Annotated in this window: 16 protein-coding genes; 5 read left to right on the top strand and 11 right to left on the bottom strand. The window is 48.5% G+C overall.

Annotated elements, in window-relative coordinates; genetic code table 11:
• The first annotated feature begins 64 nt into the window (after window positions 1-64).
• Window positions 65-1,282, top strand: a complete 1,218-nt coding sequence (locus FNY66_RS01325; RefSeq protein ID WP_150310064.1) for an MFS transporter — start codon at window positions 65-67, stop codon at window positions 1,280-1,282.
• A gap of 31 nt (window positions 1,283-1,313) precedes the next feature.
• The gene (pepT, locus tag FNY66_RS01320) at window positions 1,314-2,543 is read left to right on the top strand and encodes a peptidase T (RefSeq protein ID WP_150310063.1); all 1,230 of its coding nucleotides are present in this window, start codon (window positions 1,314-1,316) and stop codon (window positions 2,541-2,543) included.
• 43 nt (window positions 2,544-2,586) lie between these two features.
• Here pepT and FNY66_RS01315 read toward each other — a convergent pair whose 3' ends face one another.
• Window positions 2,587-3,246, bottom strand: a complete 660-nt coding sequence (locus FNY66_RS01315; protein WP_150310062.1) for a Crp/Fnr family transcriptional regulator — start codon at window positions 3,244-3,246, stop codon at window positions 2,587-2,589.
• A gap of 147 nt (window positions 3,247-3,393) precedes the next feature.
• Here FNY66_RS01315 and hcp point away from each other — a divergent pair, with 147 nt between their 5' ends.
• Window positions 3,394-4,986 carry a hydroxylamine reductase gene (hcp, locus tag FNY66_RS01310; RefSeq protein WP_190324742.1) on the top strand — a complete coding sequence of 531 codons (1,593 nt, stop codon included), beginning with the start codon at window positions 3,394-3,396 and terminating at the stop codon, window positions 4,984-4,986.
• 33 nt (window positions 4,987-5,019) lie between these two features.
• On the opposite strand, the gene FNY66_RS01305 is transcribed toward hcp, so the two are convergent.
• From FNY66_RS01305 to FNY66_RS01290, 4 genes are all read right to left on the bottom strand, one after another.
• Window positions 5,020-5,904, bottom strand: coding sequence for a Uma2 family endonuclease (locus FNY66_RS01305; protein ID WP_229409409.1), 885 nt, complete (start codon window positions 5,902-5,904; stop codon window positions 5,020-5,022).
• Between the two features lie 99 nt (window positions 5,905-6,003).
• A complete protein-coding gene (locus tag FNY66_RS01300) occupies window positions 6,004-7,362 on the bottom strand; it encodes an MFS transporter (RefSeq protein ID WP_150310061.1) in 1,359 nt (452 codons plus the stop codon).
• A 35-nt stretch (window positions 7,363-7,397) separates the two neighbouring features.
• Window positions 7,398-8,468, bottom strand: coding sequence for an NAD(P)-dependent alcohol dehydrogenase (locus tag FNY66_RS01295; protein ID WP_150310060.1), 1,071 nt, complete (start codon window positions 8,466-8,468; stop codon window positions 7,398-7,400).
• 240 nt (window positions 8,469-8,708) lie between these two features.
• Window positions 8,709-9,860, bottom strand: a complete 1,152-nt coding sequence (locus FNY66_RS01290) for an ROK family protein (RefSeq protein ID WP_087150191.1) — start codon at window positions 9,858-9,860, stop codon at window positions 8,709-8,711.
• Between the two features lie 214 nt (window positions 9,861-10,074).
• Here FNY66_RS01290 and FNY66_RS15885 point away from each other — a divergent pair, with 214 nt between their 5' ends.
• Window positions 10,075-10,197, top strand: coding sequence for a hypothetical protein (locus FNY66_RS15885; RefSeq protein ID WP_267872915.1), 123 nt, complete (start codon window positions 10,075-10,077; stop codon window positions 10,195-10,197).
• A gap of 44 nt (window positions 10,198-10,241) precedes the next feature.
• Here FNY66_RS15885 and FNY66_RS01285 read toward each other — a convergent pair whose 3' ends face one another.
• The 5 genes from FNY66_RS01285 to FNY66_RS01265 are packed head-to-tail and all read right to left on the bottom strand — an operon-like array spanning window position 10,242 to window position 14,930.
• Window positions 10,242-11,177, bottom strand: coding sequence for a M14 family metallopeptidase (locus FNY66_RS01285; protein ID WP_150310059.1), 936 nt, complete (start codon window positions 11,175-11,177; stop codon window positions 10,242-10,244).
• A complete protein-coding gene (locus tag FNY66_RS01280) occupies window positions 11,155-12,132 on the bottom strand; it encodes a M14 family metallopeptidase (RefSeq protein ID WP_150310058.1) in 978 nt (325 codons plus the stop codon). The genes FNY66_RS01285 and FNY66_RS01280 overlap by 23 nt, the downstream gene beginning before the upstream one ends.
• A complete protein-coding gene (locus tag FNY66_RS01275) occupies window positions 12,038-12,922 on the bottom strand; it encodes a transglutaminase domain-containing protein (RefSeq protein WP_150310057.1) in 885 nt (294 codons plus the stop codon). The genes FNY66_RS01280 and FNY66_RS01275 overlap by 95 nt, the downstream gene beginning before the upstream one ends.
• Window positions 12,923-12,960: 38 nt before the next feature.
• Window positions 12,961-13,635 (bottom strand): alpha-E domain-containing protein, encoded by a 675-nt coding sequence (locus FNY66_RS01270; RefSeq protein ID WP_150310056.1) that lies wholly within the window; start codon window positions 13,633-13,635, stop codon window positions 12,961-12,963.
• A complete protein-coding gene (locus tag FNY66_RS01265) occupies window positions 13,608-14,930 on the bottom strand; it encodes a circularly permuted type 2 ATP-grasp protein (protein ID WP_150310055.1) in 1,323 nt (440 codons plus the stop codon). Before FNY66_RS01265 ends, FNY66_RS01270 begins: the two co-directional genes overlap by 28 nt.
• A 523-nt stretch (window positions 14,931-15,453) precedes the next feature.
• Between FNY66_RS01265 and FNY66_RS01260 the strand changes: the two genes are divergently transcribed.
• Window positions 15,454-16,485 carry a 3-deoxy-7-phosphoheptulonate synthase gene (locus tag FNY66_RS01260; protein WP_150310054.1) on the top strand — a complete coding sequence of 344 codons (1,032 nt, stop codon included), beginning with the start codon at window positions 15,454-15,456 and terminating at the stop codon, window positions 16,483-16,485.
• A gap of 329 nt (window positions 16,486-16,814) precedes the next feature.
• On the opposite strand, the gene FNY66_RS01250 is transcribed toward FNY66_RS01260, so the two are convergent.
• Window positions 16,815-17,672, bottom strand: a complete 858-nt coding sequence (locus FNY66_RS01250) for a LysR family transcriptional regulator (RefSeq protein ID WP_087150184.1) — start codon at window positions 17,670-17,672, stop codon at window positions 16,815-16,817.
• Window positions 17,673-17,694: the final 22 nt, after the last annotated feature.

Raw genomic sequence — 17,694 nt, 5'->3', positions numbered from 1 at the left:
ATGATCACATTTGATATTGTCCCCTGTTTGAAAAACTATTTTGAAAACGAGAGGACAATTTGATATGGAAAAAACACAAAAATGGAAATCACAGTTTATGATCGTTGCATTGGGACAGGCAGTTTCAATGTTAGGAAGTCACGGTGTTCAGTTTGCTCTTATCTGGTGGCTTGCCGAGAAAACATCTTCGCCGTTAATGTTGGGGATATCGGGGATTGTTGCCTATCTTCCAATGACCTTATTCAGTCCGCTGGCAGGAATTGCAGCTGACCGTTATAACCGAAAATTTATCTCTATTTTTTCGGATATGGCAATGGGGACGATTGCGCTGATTTACGCAGTATTACTATTCTTTTTTGACCTGCCGGTGTGGACAGTATTTGTCATGCTATGTGTCCGAGGGATTGGAAGTACATTCCAGCAGCCGGCAATACAGTCAATTATTCCGCAGCTTGTACCAAAAAACCAGTTAGTAAAAACAAATGGGTGGATGCAGCTTCTGAATTCAGGCTCATTTTTGCTTGGACCGGTAATCGGTGCGTCTTTGTATGCAATTTTCCCGATGTCAATCGTTTTAATGAGTGATGTGGCCGGGGCAATTTTAGCAAGTATTGCGTTAGCAGTCGCTAAAATCCCAAAACTTGAAAAAGCAGAACGGAAGGAACAGCATTTTATAGCAGAAATAAAAGAGGGATTGCAGGTATTCAAAGAAGATAAAAAATTATTTTATATCGTGATTGCAGAGGCACTCTGTATGTTCTTTTATGCGCCACTATCCTCCTTTTATCCGTTGATGACAAGCGATTATTTTAAGTTATCGGCAATGTATGGCAGTGCCGTGGAGTTATCTTTTGCAATCGGCATGATGGTATCCTCCCTTTTATTTTCCAGTGTTCTAAAGATAAACCGGAAAATCAGAGTTTCTTTTATCGGTTTGTTTGCAATGGGAGTTATGTCGCTGATCTGCGGTATTATACCACCTGCTTATGTTGGATGGTTTTTCTTTGCAGGAAGTTGTATCTGTTTAGGAGCTTCCGGAAATGTCCATACAATTCCGCTGACTGCGTATATGCAGGAAACCATATCCCCAGACAAGATGGGACGTGCATTTTCGGTTCTCACGCTGATTTCATCTGTTACAATGCCAATCGGCTTACTTTTCAGCAGTCCTATAGCAGAAAAAGTAGGTGTGAATGTGTGGTTCTTCATTTCCGGTCTGTGTATGATTATGCTTACTACTGGTGTTTCAATACGATATGCGGTAAAATGCAGGATATATTAGATAATTATCAGGAAAGGATCAGACAATTAAAATGAAAGCATTCGAGAGATTATTAAAATATGCAGTGATCAGAACTCCCAGCGACGAGGAGAGCGATACCGTGCCCTCCTCCGCCTGCCAGTTCGAACTGGCACAGCATCTGTACCGGGAGCTTTTTACAATGGGGATCACGGACGTGAAAGTGGATACCCAGTGTTACCTGTACGCCCACATTCCTGCCACGCCGGGCTATGAAGACCGGCCGAATCTTGGATTCATTGCACATCTGGACACAGTATCCGACTTCTGTGATCACCGGATCACCCCCGAGATCCACGAGGATTACAACGGGCGGGAACTTCCCCTCGGCACAAGCGGCCGCGTCCTGTCGCCGGATATGTTCCCACACTTAAAGGATCTGAAAGGACGCACCCTGATCACAAGCGACGGAACTACGATCCTCGGCGCAGACGATAAAGCGGGAATCGCCGAAATCATGACCATGGCAGAACGGATCCTGGATGAAAATATCCCTCACGGCCCTATTTCCATCGCCTTTACTCCGGACGAGGAGATCGGCATGGGAGCCGCTCATTTCGATGTGGAGGAATTCGGTGCGGACTTCGCCTACACACTGGACGGGGACACGGAAGGTGAGATCCAGTATGAGAACTTCAATGCCTCCAAAGCGGAATTCCAGATCAGCGGCGTAAATGTCCATCCGGGCTCTTCCAAAGATGTTATGGTAAATGCTTCTCTCGTGGCCATGGAGATCAACTCCATGCTGCCCGAGGGAGAAACACCGCGTGATACAGACGGATACGAGGGCTTCTATCATCTCATTGACATGAAAGGTGATGTGGGAAATGCAGTACTCCGGTATATCATCCGGGATCATGATGCAGCGAAATTTGAAGAGCGCAAAGAGACACTTCGGAATATAGAAAAAAAGATCAATCAGAAATGGGGACGCGGCACTGCTGCCCTCACCATAACAGACCAGTACCGCAACATGGCCGAAATCATCTCCGGCTGTATGCACTTGATCGAGAATGCAAAAAAAGCCTGCCGGAATGCAGGCGTCACACCGCTGATCCTCCCAATCCGGGGCGGCACAGACGGCGCCCAGTTAAGCTTCAAAGGACTGCCCTGTCCCAACCTGGGAACCGGCGGTCACGGATATCACGGGCCATATGAGCATATCACAGTCGAAGGTATGGACGCAGCGTGTGCGGTTGCACTGGAACTTGTGAAAATATATGCAGAACAGATATCCTTCTGACCAGGCAGTCCGATCTGACTGTTCTGTCTGCTCTTCAGTTCTGTCATTTCAGTACAAAGTGATTTCTGTCAAAGGACAGTATCCCCTCATCCCGCATCCTGCACAGCTCTGCGGACATGGCGCTCCGGTCCACGGAGAGAAAGTCCGCGAGCTGCTGCCGGTTAAAGGGGATATCAAATACCGGACTCCCTGCTCTCTGGGACTGTTCCGATAAATAAGATAACAATTTCTCTCTCGTCGTTCTCTTTGACATGTGTTCCAGCTTCTGAGTAAGCATTTTATTCTTCTGAGCGAGCACGGTGAGCAGGTTGCGGATCAATCGTCCGTGGAACTGACATGCCGACGGGCACATGGTAAGGATCCGCTTCACATCCAGGAAGAGCACTTTGCTCGGCTTTACGGCGACTGCATTATTCAGTAATTCATCACTCCCGAGACATGCATACACTTCACCGAATATCTCTCCTTCTGAAATCTCGCTGAGGATACTCAGATTCCCCCAGTAATCTTCTTTCTGAATATGGATACATCCCTCCAGAAGCAACGCCACGCTGTCAATGCGCTCTCCCCTGCTGAATACATATTCTCCTTTATGGTAGTCCCGTGTAACAGCTGACAGGCATTCCAGCATGGAGGTAAATTCATCTTCACTGATTCCCTGAAACAGCTTTGAATTTTTTAATAGTGATAAATATTTTTTCATAATTCCCATTCTGTTGTATTTACAACTGTTATGTTTTAAACATCGTACTATACTCATGATACATCGTCAAGCGATGCAATACAGAAATCAATCACAGTGCCGGTAGATAAACAAAAACACGGCCGGCGCTGACAGGAGGTTATGAAAATGTCAGATAATATGTTTTGTTTTCAGTGTGAGCAGACTGCAGGATGTACCGGATGCACCGGCAAAGCCGGAGTCTGCGGAAAGAGCGCAGATGTGGCAGGACTTCAGGATAAACTTACAGGCGCCCTGATCGGCCTTGCACGGGCAGCCAGCGGAAATACGCCCTCTCCGTCCACTCACCAGGCAATGATCGAGGGGCTGTTCACAACGATCACCAATGTAAACTTTAACGAAGAGACGATCAGACAGCAGATTGAAAATGTAACAAGAGAGAAAAACTCCCTCATCCCCGGCTGTGGAGGCTGCGCGCAGCCGTGCGGCAGAACGGAAGATTACAATATGGGACTGCTGTGGAATGCCGACGAGGATATCCGCTCTCTGAAATCCCTGATTCTGTTCGGTCTCAGAGGAATGGCGGCATATGCGTATCACGCTATGGTTCTGGGATATTCTGATGAGGAAGTCAATACCTTCTTCTATGAAGGAATGTTCGCCATCGGCGAAGATCTGAACATGGAGCAGCTTCTTCCCATCGTAATGAAAGTGGGCGAGATCAATCTGAAATGTATGGCGCTTCTGGATCAGGCAAACACTGAAAGCTACGGGGATCCGGTGCCTGTCACTGTTCCGCTTACAGTTGAAAAAGGACCGTTTATCGTGATCAGCGGGCATGACCTGAAAGACCTGCAGCTTCTTCTGGAACAGACAGAAGGGAAAGGGATCAATATCTATACCAACGGCGAGATGCTTCCGGCACACGCATATCCGAAACTGAAAGCCTACCCGCATCTGAAGGGTAATTTGGGTACCGCATGGCACAATCAGCAGAAAGAATTCGCAGATATTCCTGCTCCGGTCCTGTTTACGACCAACTGTCTGATGCCGCCGAAAGCAAGTTATGCGGACCGTGTATTTACAACAGAAGTTGTCTCTTATCCGGGAGTTATCCACATTGGAGAAGATAAAGACTTCACTCCTGTCATCGAAAAAGCGCTGGAACTGGGCGGTTACCCGGAGGACCGCGAATTCACCGGGATCAACGGCGGAAAAACTGTCACCACAGGATTTGCGCGCAATACCGTATTATCCGCCGCAGGTACGATCGTAAATGCAGTAAAAGGCGGCGCCTTAAAGCACATCTTCCTTGTAGGCGGATGCGACGGAGCGAGAAAAGGCCGCAGCTATTATACAGATTTTGTAAAGCAGACACCGGCCGATACGGCAGTACTCACTCTCGCCTGCGGGAAATACCGGTTCAACGACCTTGATCTCGGTACCATCGGCGGTCTCCCGCGGATCATGGATATGGGACAGTGCAACGATGCCTACAGCGCGATCCGGGCCGCTCTTGCTCTGGCGGATGCGTTTGACTGCGGCGTCAACGACCTGCCACTGACACTTGTACTTTCATGGTATGAGCAGAAAGCTGTCTGCATCCTGCTGACACTCCTGCACCTGGGTATCCGGAATATTTATCTCGGACCCACGCTGCCGGCATTTCTGTCACCTGGCGTGCTTGATTTTCTTGTGAAGAATTACGGAATCCGCCCGACCACAACACCGGAGCAGGATCTCAAGGAGATACTCGGATAATATCATTTTAAAAAGGGGCTTTGCGGCCCCTTTTTACTCTTCTTTCCACAAGCGCTGCATGATTCCCGGGAAGTCGATCTCAAGCTGTCCGTCATAAATCCTCACAGGCACTTTATCACGGAACGTATACATCGAGATTTCCGGAGCATCCTCACCCTCGAACCAATAGCATACGATCTTTTCCCTCTTTCGGTCCACGATCCAGTATTCCCGCACGCCGGCATTCATATACTTCTGCACCTTAATCCCGTAGTCCCTCTTCCGGCTGGAATCCGAGACGATCTCAATGCAGAAGTCCGGCGCCCCATAGATTCCTTTCCGCGTGATTCTTTCCTCTTTGCAGATCAGAGCGATATCCGGCTGCACGATGGTTCTGTCGTCGCAGTCAATCTGTACATCCAGAGGCGACGGGAGCACACGGCAGAGTCCCTTGTTTTTTCGGATATAAAACCCAAAATCCAGCAAAATTTCTGTCACCATCTCCTGATGTGTAAATGTAGGAGCTTCAAGAAAAATAAGCACGCCGTCGATCAGCTCCGCCCGGACATCTTCGGGCAGCTTCCTGTAATCGTCTGCCGTATATTCTCCCTGTCTTTTCGTAACATACGGAGCAGCCGCTTCTCTGACAGCATCCGGCAGATTCCGATATGCCTCATCGCCGGCTTTTGCCCATAAACTGTCTGTCCGGTCATAAGCTGTATCATAGATGCTTCTGCCGGGATCAGGTTCCAGGTTCCCGCTGCCTGCAGCGCCATACAAGACATCCTCAAGAGCACGAAGCGTATCATATCGCGGAGAACGCGTCTCCCCGCTTAAGATCTTATTGATCGTTCCCACCGGCACTCCCGACAGCTGGGAGAGCTGTTCTGTTGTCAGTCCCAGTTCTTTCTTCCGCTGATTCAGGTTCTCATAGAGCATAAGGCATACCTCCTTCCTTATGCTCTATAATATATCCGTTTTTGATAATTGTCAACCGTTTTACCCGTTTTCGGTTTGTTATACAGCATATCTGAACTGTCATTTTCTACTCTGTAATTCTGCTATGATCTTATTATAAGTTGTTTTGTTCAGACGGTAGAACAGAAGTACAACAGCCGTTACAACCCACAGGATGCCCGGAACTGTGGTAAATGAATGGCGGATCACACTGAGTACCGCAGAGTTCTGCTGCTGATTCGCCACATAGCCGCACATTTCAAGTACTGCCGCAAGAAGAGAGGTTCCGATCGCCATACCCACTTTATTGCCCAGTGAAATGAATGCATACTGGAAACCGTCATTCCGGAGGCCTGTCTTCCACTCTCCGTATTCCACACAGTCCGGTATGACCGCATAGATCGCAGTATTGAAACCGGAGAAAAAAAACTGTGCCAGTGCAGAGAACAGGTAAAATGTAACCGGTGTATCTGTTGCCGTAAAGAAATACATTGCAAACATACTGATCCCGGTAAGCAGTGCGAATATAGACGCTGCCCTTCCTTTATTCCCTGTCAGACGAAACATCACCGGGAAGCAGGCCGCCCCAATAATCGATGGAATGATGATAAACAGGGAGTAGGTACTGAACAGAGCCGCATCTCCTTCAACATATGTAAAATAATATAACGCGTCCGCATTTCTGCCGTAGAGTGTCAGTCCGAACAAAAGCTGCCCTGCAACAGCGATCATATACGGTTTGTTCTTTGCCGCCGCGGCAAGCTGTGTCTTCAGAGACAGTTTCTGCTTTGCGGGCACTTCCACTACTTCCTTTGTCTTTGAAAAACAGAAGATGTGACAAGCTGCAAAAATGCATCCATAGATCACCGCAATGAGAAGATATCCTCTCTGATCGCTGCCTCCGCCCAGTGCTGAAATGAGCGGAACTGTGATAATATTGATCACTCCGATAGCAATCATGGCGCTCACGGAACGGAATGTATTGATCTTCGCACGCTCTTCAATATTTTGCGTCATAGCTCCGCAGAGGGTTCCGTAGGGAATGTTAACACACGTATATCCCAGTACGAGAATACAGTATGTAACAGCCATATAAATGATCTTTGAAGTGTCCGACCAGTCCGGATGAGCCCAGAATGTAAGGATCAGCACCAGAGCAGTCAGAGGCGCCGCGATGAGAAGCCACGGACGATATCTTCCCCACCGCGTATGCGTTTTGTCGCTCAGGGCCCCGATCACCGGGTCATTGATGGCATCCCAGAATCTGGAGAACAGCATCAGTGCCGCCACTGCTCCCATACTGATCCCGAATACATCCGTGTAAAATATCATCAGGAAATTTCCTACAAACATCCAGCTGAAATTACAGCCCACATCTCCCATGCCGTATGCGATCTTGCTGATCAGCGGCACCTTTACATTTGTCGCTCCCTTTTCCATGCTCTTCCGACTCTCCTTCCTGTTTCAGATTTGTCTTATTCTCCGGCCTTTTCTCCGTCTTTGCAGATACGGATGACTGCTTTTACAATATCAGCCTTGTTGTTCACACTGTAGTCCATCGCTTTCTGTGCGTCGTCAAGATCAAAAATATCTGTCACGATCCCTTTCAGGTTCACTTTTCCCTGTGATACCGCTTCGATCGCCATAGGATAAATATGACGGTAGCGGAATACTGTCTTGAACGTCAGCTCCTTGTCAAGCACAAGACTCGTTGGAAGTGTCATTTCTCCGGATTTGCTGTATCCCACAAGGACGATATTGGAGCCTTTCTTCGCAATACTGATGGCCTGCCGGGTGGTAACCTCTGTACCCGCTGTCTCGATCACAAGATCCACGCCTCTTCCGTCTGTGATCTGACGGATCTTCTCCTCCACATTTTCCTCTGCGCCGTTGATCACCCCGTCTGCTCCAAGCTCAAGGGCTTTCTGAAGGCGCTTTTCCATGATGTCCACGACATATACTTCAGATACGCCTCTTGCCTTCAATGCCATCATGGACACAAGTCCGATACAGCCGGCTCCCATCACCACCGCCTTCTGTCCGAGGTGTGCATCTCCCTGAATTGCTGCATGGAATCCGACAGCCAGCGGTTCGATCAGGGCGCCCTCCAGTGTGCTCACATTGTCCGGAAGTTTGAAGCAGAGATCTGCCTCATGCGCCACATACTCCTGAAACACGCCGTCTACCGGAGGAGTTGCAAAGAACACCACGTCGGGACAGAGGTTGTATCTTCCTGTCTTACAGAATTCGCAGTGTCCACATGTCTTTCCGGGTTCCAGTGCCACACGATCTCCTGCTTTCAGATGAGTAACATTCTTTCCTACTTCCACAACAGTGCCTCCCGGCTCATGGCCGAGCACGAAAGGCGGTTCGACTACATAGTCCCCGATCGCACCGGTCTCATAATAATGCAGGTCGCTTCCGCAGATTCCCACATATTCCAGCTTTACAAGCACCTCGTCGTCCTTTACCTGAGGAATATCGCGCTCCTCAAATCCCATTTCCCCGATTCCGAGCATAACCGCTGTTTTCATTTTTCCTTCCATTTCTTTTTCTCCTTTTGTTTTGACTTTTATTAATTGTTTTATTAAAGTAATTATATTATTATCTTATTATCCCTGTTTGTCAATTAGATTTTGCGGTTTCTCTCAAGTGCACAATTATGGTGTTCTCTTTTTGTGAAAAGCACACAAAAAAAGAACCCCAGCTGCTTTACTGCTGAAGTTCCTGTCTTCTATTTAGAGAGATGACGTCCCGCCTCCCGGGGCGCTTCCGTTCACTCTGTATTATATATTGTCAAATATGCTTTCTATAAATTTTAACGCCGCTCCATACGCCGCGGCATTCAACTTATACTTTCCTGTCCGGAGATAGGACGTGTCCACGTCGAAATTATTATACTGCATCACTTTTCTGGACAGCTCATGCATAAACTCTTCCAGATAACCTCCCACATATCCGCCCAGTACGATCCGGCAGTCGAATATCATCCGAAGGTTTGTCACTGCTGTCGCCAGATCATCCAGATATCTGTCCCATACTTTCAGGATTTCCGGTTCCTTTTTTCTCACCCCGTCGAAAAAGCATTCCAGACTTCTGTCTGTATTTTCCTGAAGGACCAGCGCTGAACAGTAGGCGTCCATACACCCCCGCTTTCCGCAGTAACACTGCCTGCCGTTCTTTTCGATCACCATATGGCCGAATTCGCCGCTCTTAAAATTATCTCCAGAATACAGCTGTCCGCCGAAACAGATCGAGCCACCTACCGTATTGCTTAAAGAGAGATATACTGCATTCGTTTCTTCATCTTCTGCTGCATCGCCGGATACTGCCGCTGTTCCCAGCTCGGCATAGGCTGCGCTGTTGGCATCATTCTCAATGTCACAGGGATACCCAAGAGCATTGCCGACAGACCGGAAGCTTACATTCTGTACTTTTAGTGTGTGGGAACGCAGGAGCAGGCTCTGCTCCTTATCAACAATACCGGGCAGTGAGAAGCCGATTCCGGCAATCTTTGTCAATTCCACACCTTGTTTCTCTATAAAGTCAGATACTGCGCGCACCAAAAAATCATAATACTGTGTACAGTTCTCATAGACACATCTGACTCGCTCAGAAGCCATTATCTCTTTCTTTGCATTTACTATCACCATGGTAATATGATTATTCGTAATATCAACCCCGACGGCATATCCTGCATCGCCGCAAATTGACAGCGCTTTTGCTTTTCGTCCTCCGGTGGATTCGTATTCTCCTGTCTCCTCAACGATCCCTTCCTCCACCAGCGCTTTTACGTTCTGCAGCGTAGTAGGCATACTCAACTTCAGGCTTACGGAAATCTCTGTCTTGGACGTGATTCCCCTGGCTGAGATGAATTTTGCTGTCCGGATCTTATTACTGCGTTTCGGTTCCAGTCCTCTGGCAGCATTCTGTCTCATTTGTTATCCCTCACTTTTATTATTACTTTAATAAAAATAATTATATATTTTTTTTTCAAAACTGTCACGCATTTTCTGGAATGCATTCTATCCTTCGGAAATATAGCGTGAATTCACATCAATTTCCCTTGAATTTCATAAAAGCATCATATCGCAGACACAGTTCTTCTGTATTTTCAATACAGTATTAAGGAAGGAAACGGAGAAAACAAAAATGAGTAAAGAAGCCTGTTATCTGGAAATCATGAACCGAATTGAAATCCTGTTTACTCCGACAAAAGAAGAACTGAATTTCTCAAATCTTCCCGGGGACATGCAATATGGATCATCACCTTGACCGAAAAAGGGACTATCTATTTCCCGACAGCCCCACTTTTTTCGTTATGCATGCAGCCTGCGTATGATCTTGCAGATTACTTCATTCTCCGTCACAAGGGGTTTTTTATGTGTGAAAAATACAATTCCTTCTGTCGGGGAAAGCACTGTAGAGATTACATTTCCCTCATAAGGATGGACGATCTCGGCAAGGGGTGTCCCCATCCGCACTTCGTCTCCGGGATGGCACAGTCTTCTGTATATGCCGCCTGAAGCTGTCCGCACGGATGCCAGTTCTTCCTCGCCGATCACCGTAGAGATGTATCCGTTATGGCTGTTGTATTTCAGAATACCCATTCTGGTCAGGAAACGCAGCACTGCGGATACCGCCTGCTGAGCAGACACTTCGTCGATAAAGTCCGTCTCCATCGTATACAGGGAGAATGCGCTGGTATCCCAGATCTGCCAGTTATAGTTCAGTGTGGTCGTATCTATAGGCTTTGGCTTTCTCACCACTACATAGGGAAGTCCGAACAGCCCGGCAAGGCTAGTATTCTGCCTGCCCGTGTCCATCATACGGACGTGTGGGATAAAGTCTCCCGGCATGTAAAAGCTTGCAAACTGTATGCCGTAGTCATAATCTTTTACCGTCCGGAACACACCGTCCGCAATCCTCTGCGTCGTCTCTCCCTGATCGTATCCCGGGAACATACGGTTGATATCCGTATTGTCCACCGGCCAGAATCTCTTGCCGATGTTCATGGCGTGATGGTTGACAGAAGGCACCACAAGGATCTCCTTACCGGAGGCGATGGCGTGAGACGCCTCAAGCTCTTCCAGCTTCCTTACGATCTGGGAGCAGACGTAGAGCTGCTGTATTTCATTTCCCCGGATGCTTCCCACGATACACGCTGATTTACGCCCATGTCCGAAGGTATAGCCGCTGATCGTGAGATCCTCCCGGTACGGTGATCCCAGCTTATATATTTCCGTCTTCCGCATTATCATCCGCCTCCTTTTCTTTGTCGCTGCTGCCAAGTATCCGTCCCAGCAGTGAACCGCTGTAAACGACCGGATACTCTCTTCTCGTAAATACCAGTCCTGAGATCGGCGCTGTCACCGACTGCTCCACATCCCCGGTCAGAGGATTTAAGATCTCGCCAAGAAGCGTTCCCTCTTCTACCTGTTCGCCGATCTTTACATGGGGCACATAGATCCCTGCACCGTCCGCGTTCAGGTATCCCACCTCCCGGTCCGTAGATACGATGGGAGTCCGTACTTCTCCCACATCGCCTTCCCAGACACCCAGTTCCTTCATCACATTCAGGATTCCTTCCACGAGCTGATATCCGTATTCTTTCGTGATCCGCATACCTACACCCATCTCAACGACCAGTGTGGGGGTTCCGATACTGTTCAGACTGTAAGCAAGAGTGGACTCAAGAACTGTGGCCGACGCATGGACCCACACAAAATCTACATTGATCTTCTTTGCAAGAGGGACAAGGGTTTCCGCCGTGAGCTCATTGATCCGCACCTGAGGCAGCTCCATCAGAAAAATATTGCTGGCATGGATATCCACGCACAGATCTGCGCCTTTCAGGTCTTCCATGAGCCCGTACACGACAGACTCCATCATAGGGCCTTCCTCATTGCCCGGGAAAATCCGGTTCATATCCAGATCAAACATGGGAATTCCTCTCGTGATCGAATCGATCCCCAGAGGATTAAGCGCCGGATAGACGTCCACAATTCCTTTCAGATATCCCGGCTCCGCCTTCAGCCTTCTGAGCAGCTCATAACACACGAACTGGCCTTCCAGCTCATCTCCGTGAGTCCCCGTCACGATCGCGATCCTCTTTTCATCCCCTGTAGGATGTGCCGGCATGATCCGGTTTTTCCGGATCGTCAGCTTCTCGTCCACCGGCAGTTCCATTGACACTACTGTCTCTACCATCACTGATTTCCTCCACATTCACATATATTTTCTGTTCCTGAGATGCATTTCCCAGAAAGATTCCTTTGTCTACCACGCAGTCCGCGTAATCCCGCCCGTGAGCGAGCTTGATATAGTAATCATCGATATACAGGTCATTTGTCGGGTCCAGACCGTACCAGCCGCCGTCCGTATAAATTTCCACCCACGCATGGGTGGCTCCCTCCCCGATCATCAGACCGTTTACATACCGTGCCGGGATTCCCATCCTGCGCATCACTGCGATCATGATATGGGCATAGTCCTGACATACGCCCTTTCCCTGCATGAGCGCCTGCTCTGCAGTCGTTCCTATATCCGTCACACCAGGGATATATTGAAAACGGATATACAGATCATGCATGGCGCACACTGCCCTGTCCATAGCCGTCTCTGCTCCCTGTCTTTTGCACTTCTGTGACACTTTCTCTGCAAATGAAGTAATCTCCGGTCCGGGTTCAGTATACTTAGACGGATACCGGTACATGGGATGAAGAGGACATTTCTGCACGATCATTCCCTGCACAACGGCTGTGCCCGCGACATAATAGCTGAACATATCATGTAATCTCCGGCAGCCTCCGCTGATCTTCAGGTTCCCGAATCCGTCTTTATCCGCACTTGTGTAATCGGCAGGACTCACACGGCATTCGGTCAGCGTGATCTTCTGCCGCAAAGAATCCCCGGGGACGCAGCGCAGTGCAAAATAATGTCTGCTCACCGGAGATGAAAATTTCAGTTCCATACTATACTCAAATTTTAATTTTCTCATAATCAAGCCTCTAAATTGGCCAGCTGTAAATCGGCCACCTATGCCAGCAGAGCACCCAGGCACCCCAGCGCTTCCCTGTAGTACTGCTCCGGATGCTCCTCCCGCAGTATGATCTCTTCCAGACGGTTCAGACTTGCCTCATGGTAAACCAGATTTGTTTTTCCAAGCCTGTTACACAGTTTTCTGTACTCTTTTTCCAGATTTTCCGTATGATAATCAAGCCGCATGCAGAGGTCAAGCCGCTCTACATATTTCCCGCATTTGAGGATATTGCGGCAGTCCTCCTGTTCCACGTAATCGTCTGCTCCTCCCCAGAAAGCGAGCAGATCATCGATCACCTGCTGCAGTTCGAGAAGCGGGGCCGTCGTTTTCCTGCATCCCTCAAAAGCCCCCACTGCAAGGTGTACATAGGAAAGTACCGTGGTGCTCAGCTCATCTCTGAGTACCACTGCATTATCATAGGCACGTTCCATATTGGAGCGCAGAGAATCCGGATTGTCTTCATTGAAAAGATATGACATGACGAACTGCCGGTTGGATGTATAGATATTCGGGATATTCAGTCTTTCGCAGTATTTCGCATAAATTCCTTCCGGCTGTTCGATCATTTTGTCATAGATATGAAAGAACACCCGCAGCGTTGTATAAACTCTCTCTGTATAGCGTCCGAGCCAGTACAGATGATCTACTTTTTCCATTGAGATAATACCCATGTGTCTTTAAATCCTCCTCCCTGTGATGAATTCACCACAAATGAATCCGCATTCCTCGAAAATCTGGTAAGGCCGCTGGGCCATACCTTTGTCGTTTCACCTGACAGGACAAACGCCCGGAGATCTGCTTTCCTGAGCACTCTGTCCTCTCCTTCCATGACTTCCATATCTTGAAAATCCACGACTTCCTGGGCAATGAAACGTCTGGATTCTTTCTCGATCAGTTTCTTCATCTCCGAGAGCTTCTCGCTGCTCAGCTCATTTCCGAAGATCACGCCGTATCCCCCGGCTTCCGCCACATCCTTGACAACCAGCTTTTCCAGATTGTCGAGCACATATTTTCTGTCCTCATCGTAGAACGGCAGATAAGTCGGGGCATTTTTGAGGATCGGCTCCTGATCCAGATAATATCGGATCATTTTGGGAACGAAATAATAGATGCCCTTATCGTCAGCCACTCCGTTTCCCGGAGCATTCACAATAGCCACATTTCCGCTGCGGTACACGTCCATAATGTTCGGGATGCCGATCAGCGATTCCGGATTAAATGTCATGGGGTCCAGATATTCGTCCGAGATCCTCCGGTAGATCACTCCCACTTTCTGTTTCTTCTCCCGGTAATCCCTGTAATACAGGTAATTGTCTTCCACAAACAGATCCGTGCAGGTGGCAAGCTCGCTGCCCGTTCTCTCCGCCAGATAGGAGTGCTCAAAGTATGCCGCATTGTAGCGCCCCGGCGTCATGATGACCGGAATCCCGCCGGTATTCACCCAGTCCATGGTCTGCCGCAGCATTGCTGCATAGTTCCTGTTATCTACAACAGAGTTGTTGCTGAATGTAGCAGGCGATACTCTTCTGCATATCTCTCTGGCGATCATGGGATAGGATGCGCCGGAAGGAATCCGTAAGTTGTCCTCCAGTATGTACCATTCTCCGTCTTTTCCAAGCACCAGATCGATACCTGATATGTGGCTGTATATGTTTTTCGGTGGCGTGATGCCCTCACACTGCGGCAGATAACCGGAGGAAATAAATACAAATTCTTCCGGTATAACGCCGTCTTTTATGATTTTCTTCTCACTGTATATATCATTAAGGAACAGATTCAGCGCGTCTACCCGCTGGATCAGGCCTTTTTCAAGCTGCTGAAAATCATCATGGGTGATGACCCTCGGGATCGCGTCGAACGGAAAGAGCTGCTCGTGGAATTCACCGCCCTTATAAATCCCGAATTTGACGCCGTACCGCGCCATCAGCCGGTTGATCCCTTCTGTGTGTTCTACCAGTTCTTTCATGCTGTGTTTCCTCCTGACATAAATCAAATCCCCGCCCGGCCTGCTGTCCGCGGAACGGAGTTTCCTATAAACAAAAAAGACGTTCCTATGCACTGCACCATACAGCAGAAGAAACGCCTTTGTCTCCTGACCGCCTGAGGACGGTCCTTTATTCATATATATGTAAAAAGGACACTTGACCAAATGATCAAGCGCCCTTGCTATGGGTGTTAATATAAACGTTTTTTTCTCATCTGTCAAGACTTTTTATGCGGAAGTATCGACAATTTCCCTTCTCTGTATTATAATTTGTCCGTTGGTAACGGTTCAGCCATCTGATGCCAGTCGACGGATTTATGTTCGCATAAGAATCCATCGACTGGCATTCAGATGAGTTGAGCGTCTGTCAATGAGTAAAACAACGGTGTCAGCCGCAATAAGCACGAAGTGCGGTTTTACGAATGGCGCGGACTGAACTGTTACGTCCGGCGGAATCAGCCGATCCGCCAATGAACTAAAATAAAAATTACAGAGGGAAAATACAATGAGTTTTACATTTATCAGACAACTGCCTTCTCCGGACGAGGTCAAAGCGCTGGAGCCCTTGTCCGCAGAAATGAAAAAAATAAAAGCCGGGCACGACAGGCTTATACGCGACGTGATCACAGGCGAATCCGACAAGTTTCTCGTGATCGTAGGACCCTGCTCGGCCGACAATGAAGACTCCGTATGCGAATATACAAACCGTCTGGCAAAGGTACAGGAAAAGGTGGCAGACCGCCTTGTGCTTGTGCCCCGGATCTATACAAATAAGCCCCGTACTACGGGCGAGGGATACAAGGGGATGCTCCATCAGCCGGACCCTGAGGCAAAGCCGGATATCCTTGCAGGAATCCTTGCGATCCGCCATATGCATATCCGTTCCATCTCAGAAACCGGACTTACTGCCGCTGATGAGATGCTCTACCCGGACAACTGGCACTATCTCTCCGATATTCTCTCCTATGTAGCCATCGGAGCCCGCTCCGTAGAGAATCAGGAGCACCGCCTTATGGTCAGCGGACTGGATATCCCTGTCGGCATGAAGAACCCCACCAGCGGAGACTTCTCCGTCATGCTCAACTCTGTCGTTGCGGCACAGGGAGGACATGATTTTATCTCCAGAGGCTGGGAAGTTCGGACAGAAGGGAATCCGCTCACCCACACGATCCTCAGAGGGGCCGTAAACAAACACGGAAATACGATCCCCAACTACCATTATGAAGATATCCAGCTTCTTCTTGAAAAATACGAGGAGAGGGATCTGGAAAACCCGGCTGTTCTCATCGACGCCAACCATTCCAACTCCGGCAAGAAATATAAACAGCAGATCCGCATCGTGAAAGAAATCCTGCACAGCCGCCGGATTGATGAGGATATCCGGAAACTTGTCAAAGGCGTTATGATCGAGAGCTACCTCGTAGAAGGATGCCAGCAGATCGGAACCGACCATGTATACGGGAAATCCATCACCGACCCGTGCCTTGGCTGGGAGGATACGGAGAAACTGCTGTATACGATAGCTGAGCAATGTTAAATATTGGGGACGTAGTAAAATGCGGTTTTACTACGTCCCCAATTGCGTTTTGCCCTGTCCCTATCCGTATTATTTCAATCCCCCCGCCTTCGCCATTTTCAATCTTTTTATATCCGCCGACTACACCTCTCTCAATTTTCTTGTAACCGCCGGCCGCTGAATCGGCGATTTTCTGATTTGCTTTTACAAGCTTTGATTTTGCCATTTGCTTTGCTCCTTCTTTCTTTATATGATCTTTATTTCCGTTTGACGATATAAAGATAACCCCGTTTTATTGACAAAGCGTTTCCGTTTCGTTTCCGGAATATTAAAAGCGGTGTCTGCCATGGTCAGAAGTTAAAAAGCTGTGCAAACGCCGGGGCATATTTTTTATCTGTCCCGTTATATACTATGTGAAATGTTATCTTCGCCGCCTGGTCTGAGACAGGTATGACAATTCTGTCTCCGTAAATTTCTTCGTCATATTCAGCAACGTCCGTCACAAAGCAGGGCAGGGAAGATTCCCTGATCAGTTCCTCCATTGTAAACTGATCCGTCTGTACCAGAAACCTTGAAGCCGGCATTTTCTCCCGGCACATGTCATCCCAGAACCCGAGCCTTGTGCCCAGCAGGAAATTATATCCGTTTAGCACTTCAAAAGACACCTCTTTATACCATGCAAGCACATGGTCGGGAGGCACACACACCGCCAGATTTTCTTTCATAAAGGGCCGGCAGCAATATGTTTCCGGAATCTTCCCCTCTTCCGGTATCCCCGGCAGTACCGCCAGAAGGCAGTGACCGGATTTCACATCTTCCAGTACCGATGCGTTATTCTTAATAGAGGATGACAGTGTCATATCCGGAAATGCATCCGACAGTGCCGGGAGCAGCCTCCACAGTGGTGCAGGCGCGCAGGAACTGACCGTGATCGTATGCCGGCTCCGGTCGAACGCCCGGACAGCATCCACTGCCTCTTTCGCATCTTTCAGAAGTTGTACGGCATAACTGACAGCCTGCTCTCCTGTTTCATTCAGCGCAATGTGATTCTTGCTTCGTTCGAATAACGGTACCCCAAACTCCTCCTCAAGACGCTGCATCGTCCTTGTGATCGTAGGCTGTGAAATATTCAGTTTTTCAGCAGCTTTCGATAGTGTTCCGTATTCTGCAAATGCGGAAAGCTGCTCCAGCTCCAGCAGATTCAACATTTTCCTCTTTCCTTTCACTATT

Origin of the sequence: Mediterraneibacter catenae, assembly GCF_008691045.1 — a bacterium.
GTDB classification, from domain to species: domain Bacteria; phylum Bacillota; class Clostridia; order Lachnospirales; family Lachnospiraceae; genus Mediterraneibacter; species Mediterraneibacter ornithocaccae.
The sequence above is the reverse complement of the archived record's forward strand: the minus strand, read 5'-3'. Positions and strand labels throughout refer to the sequence as shown.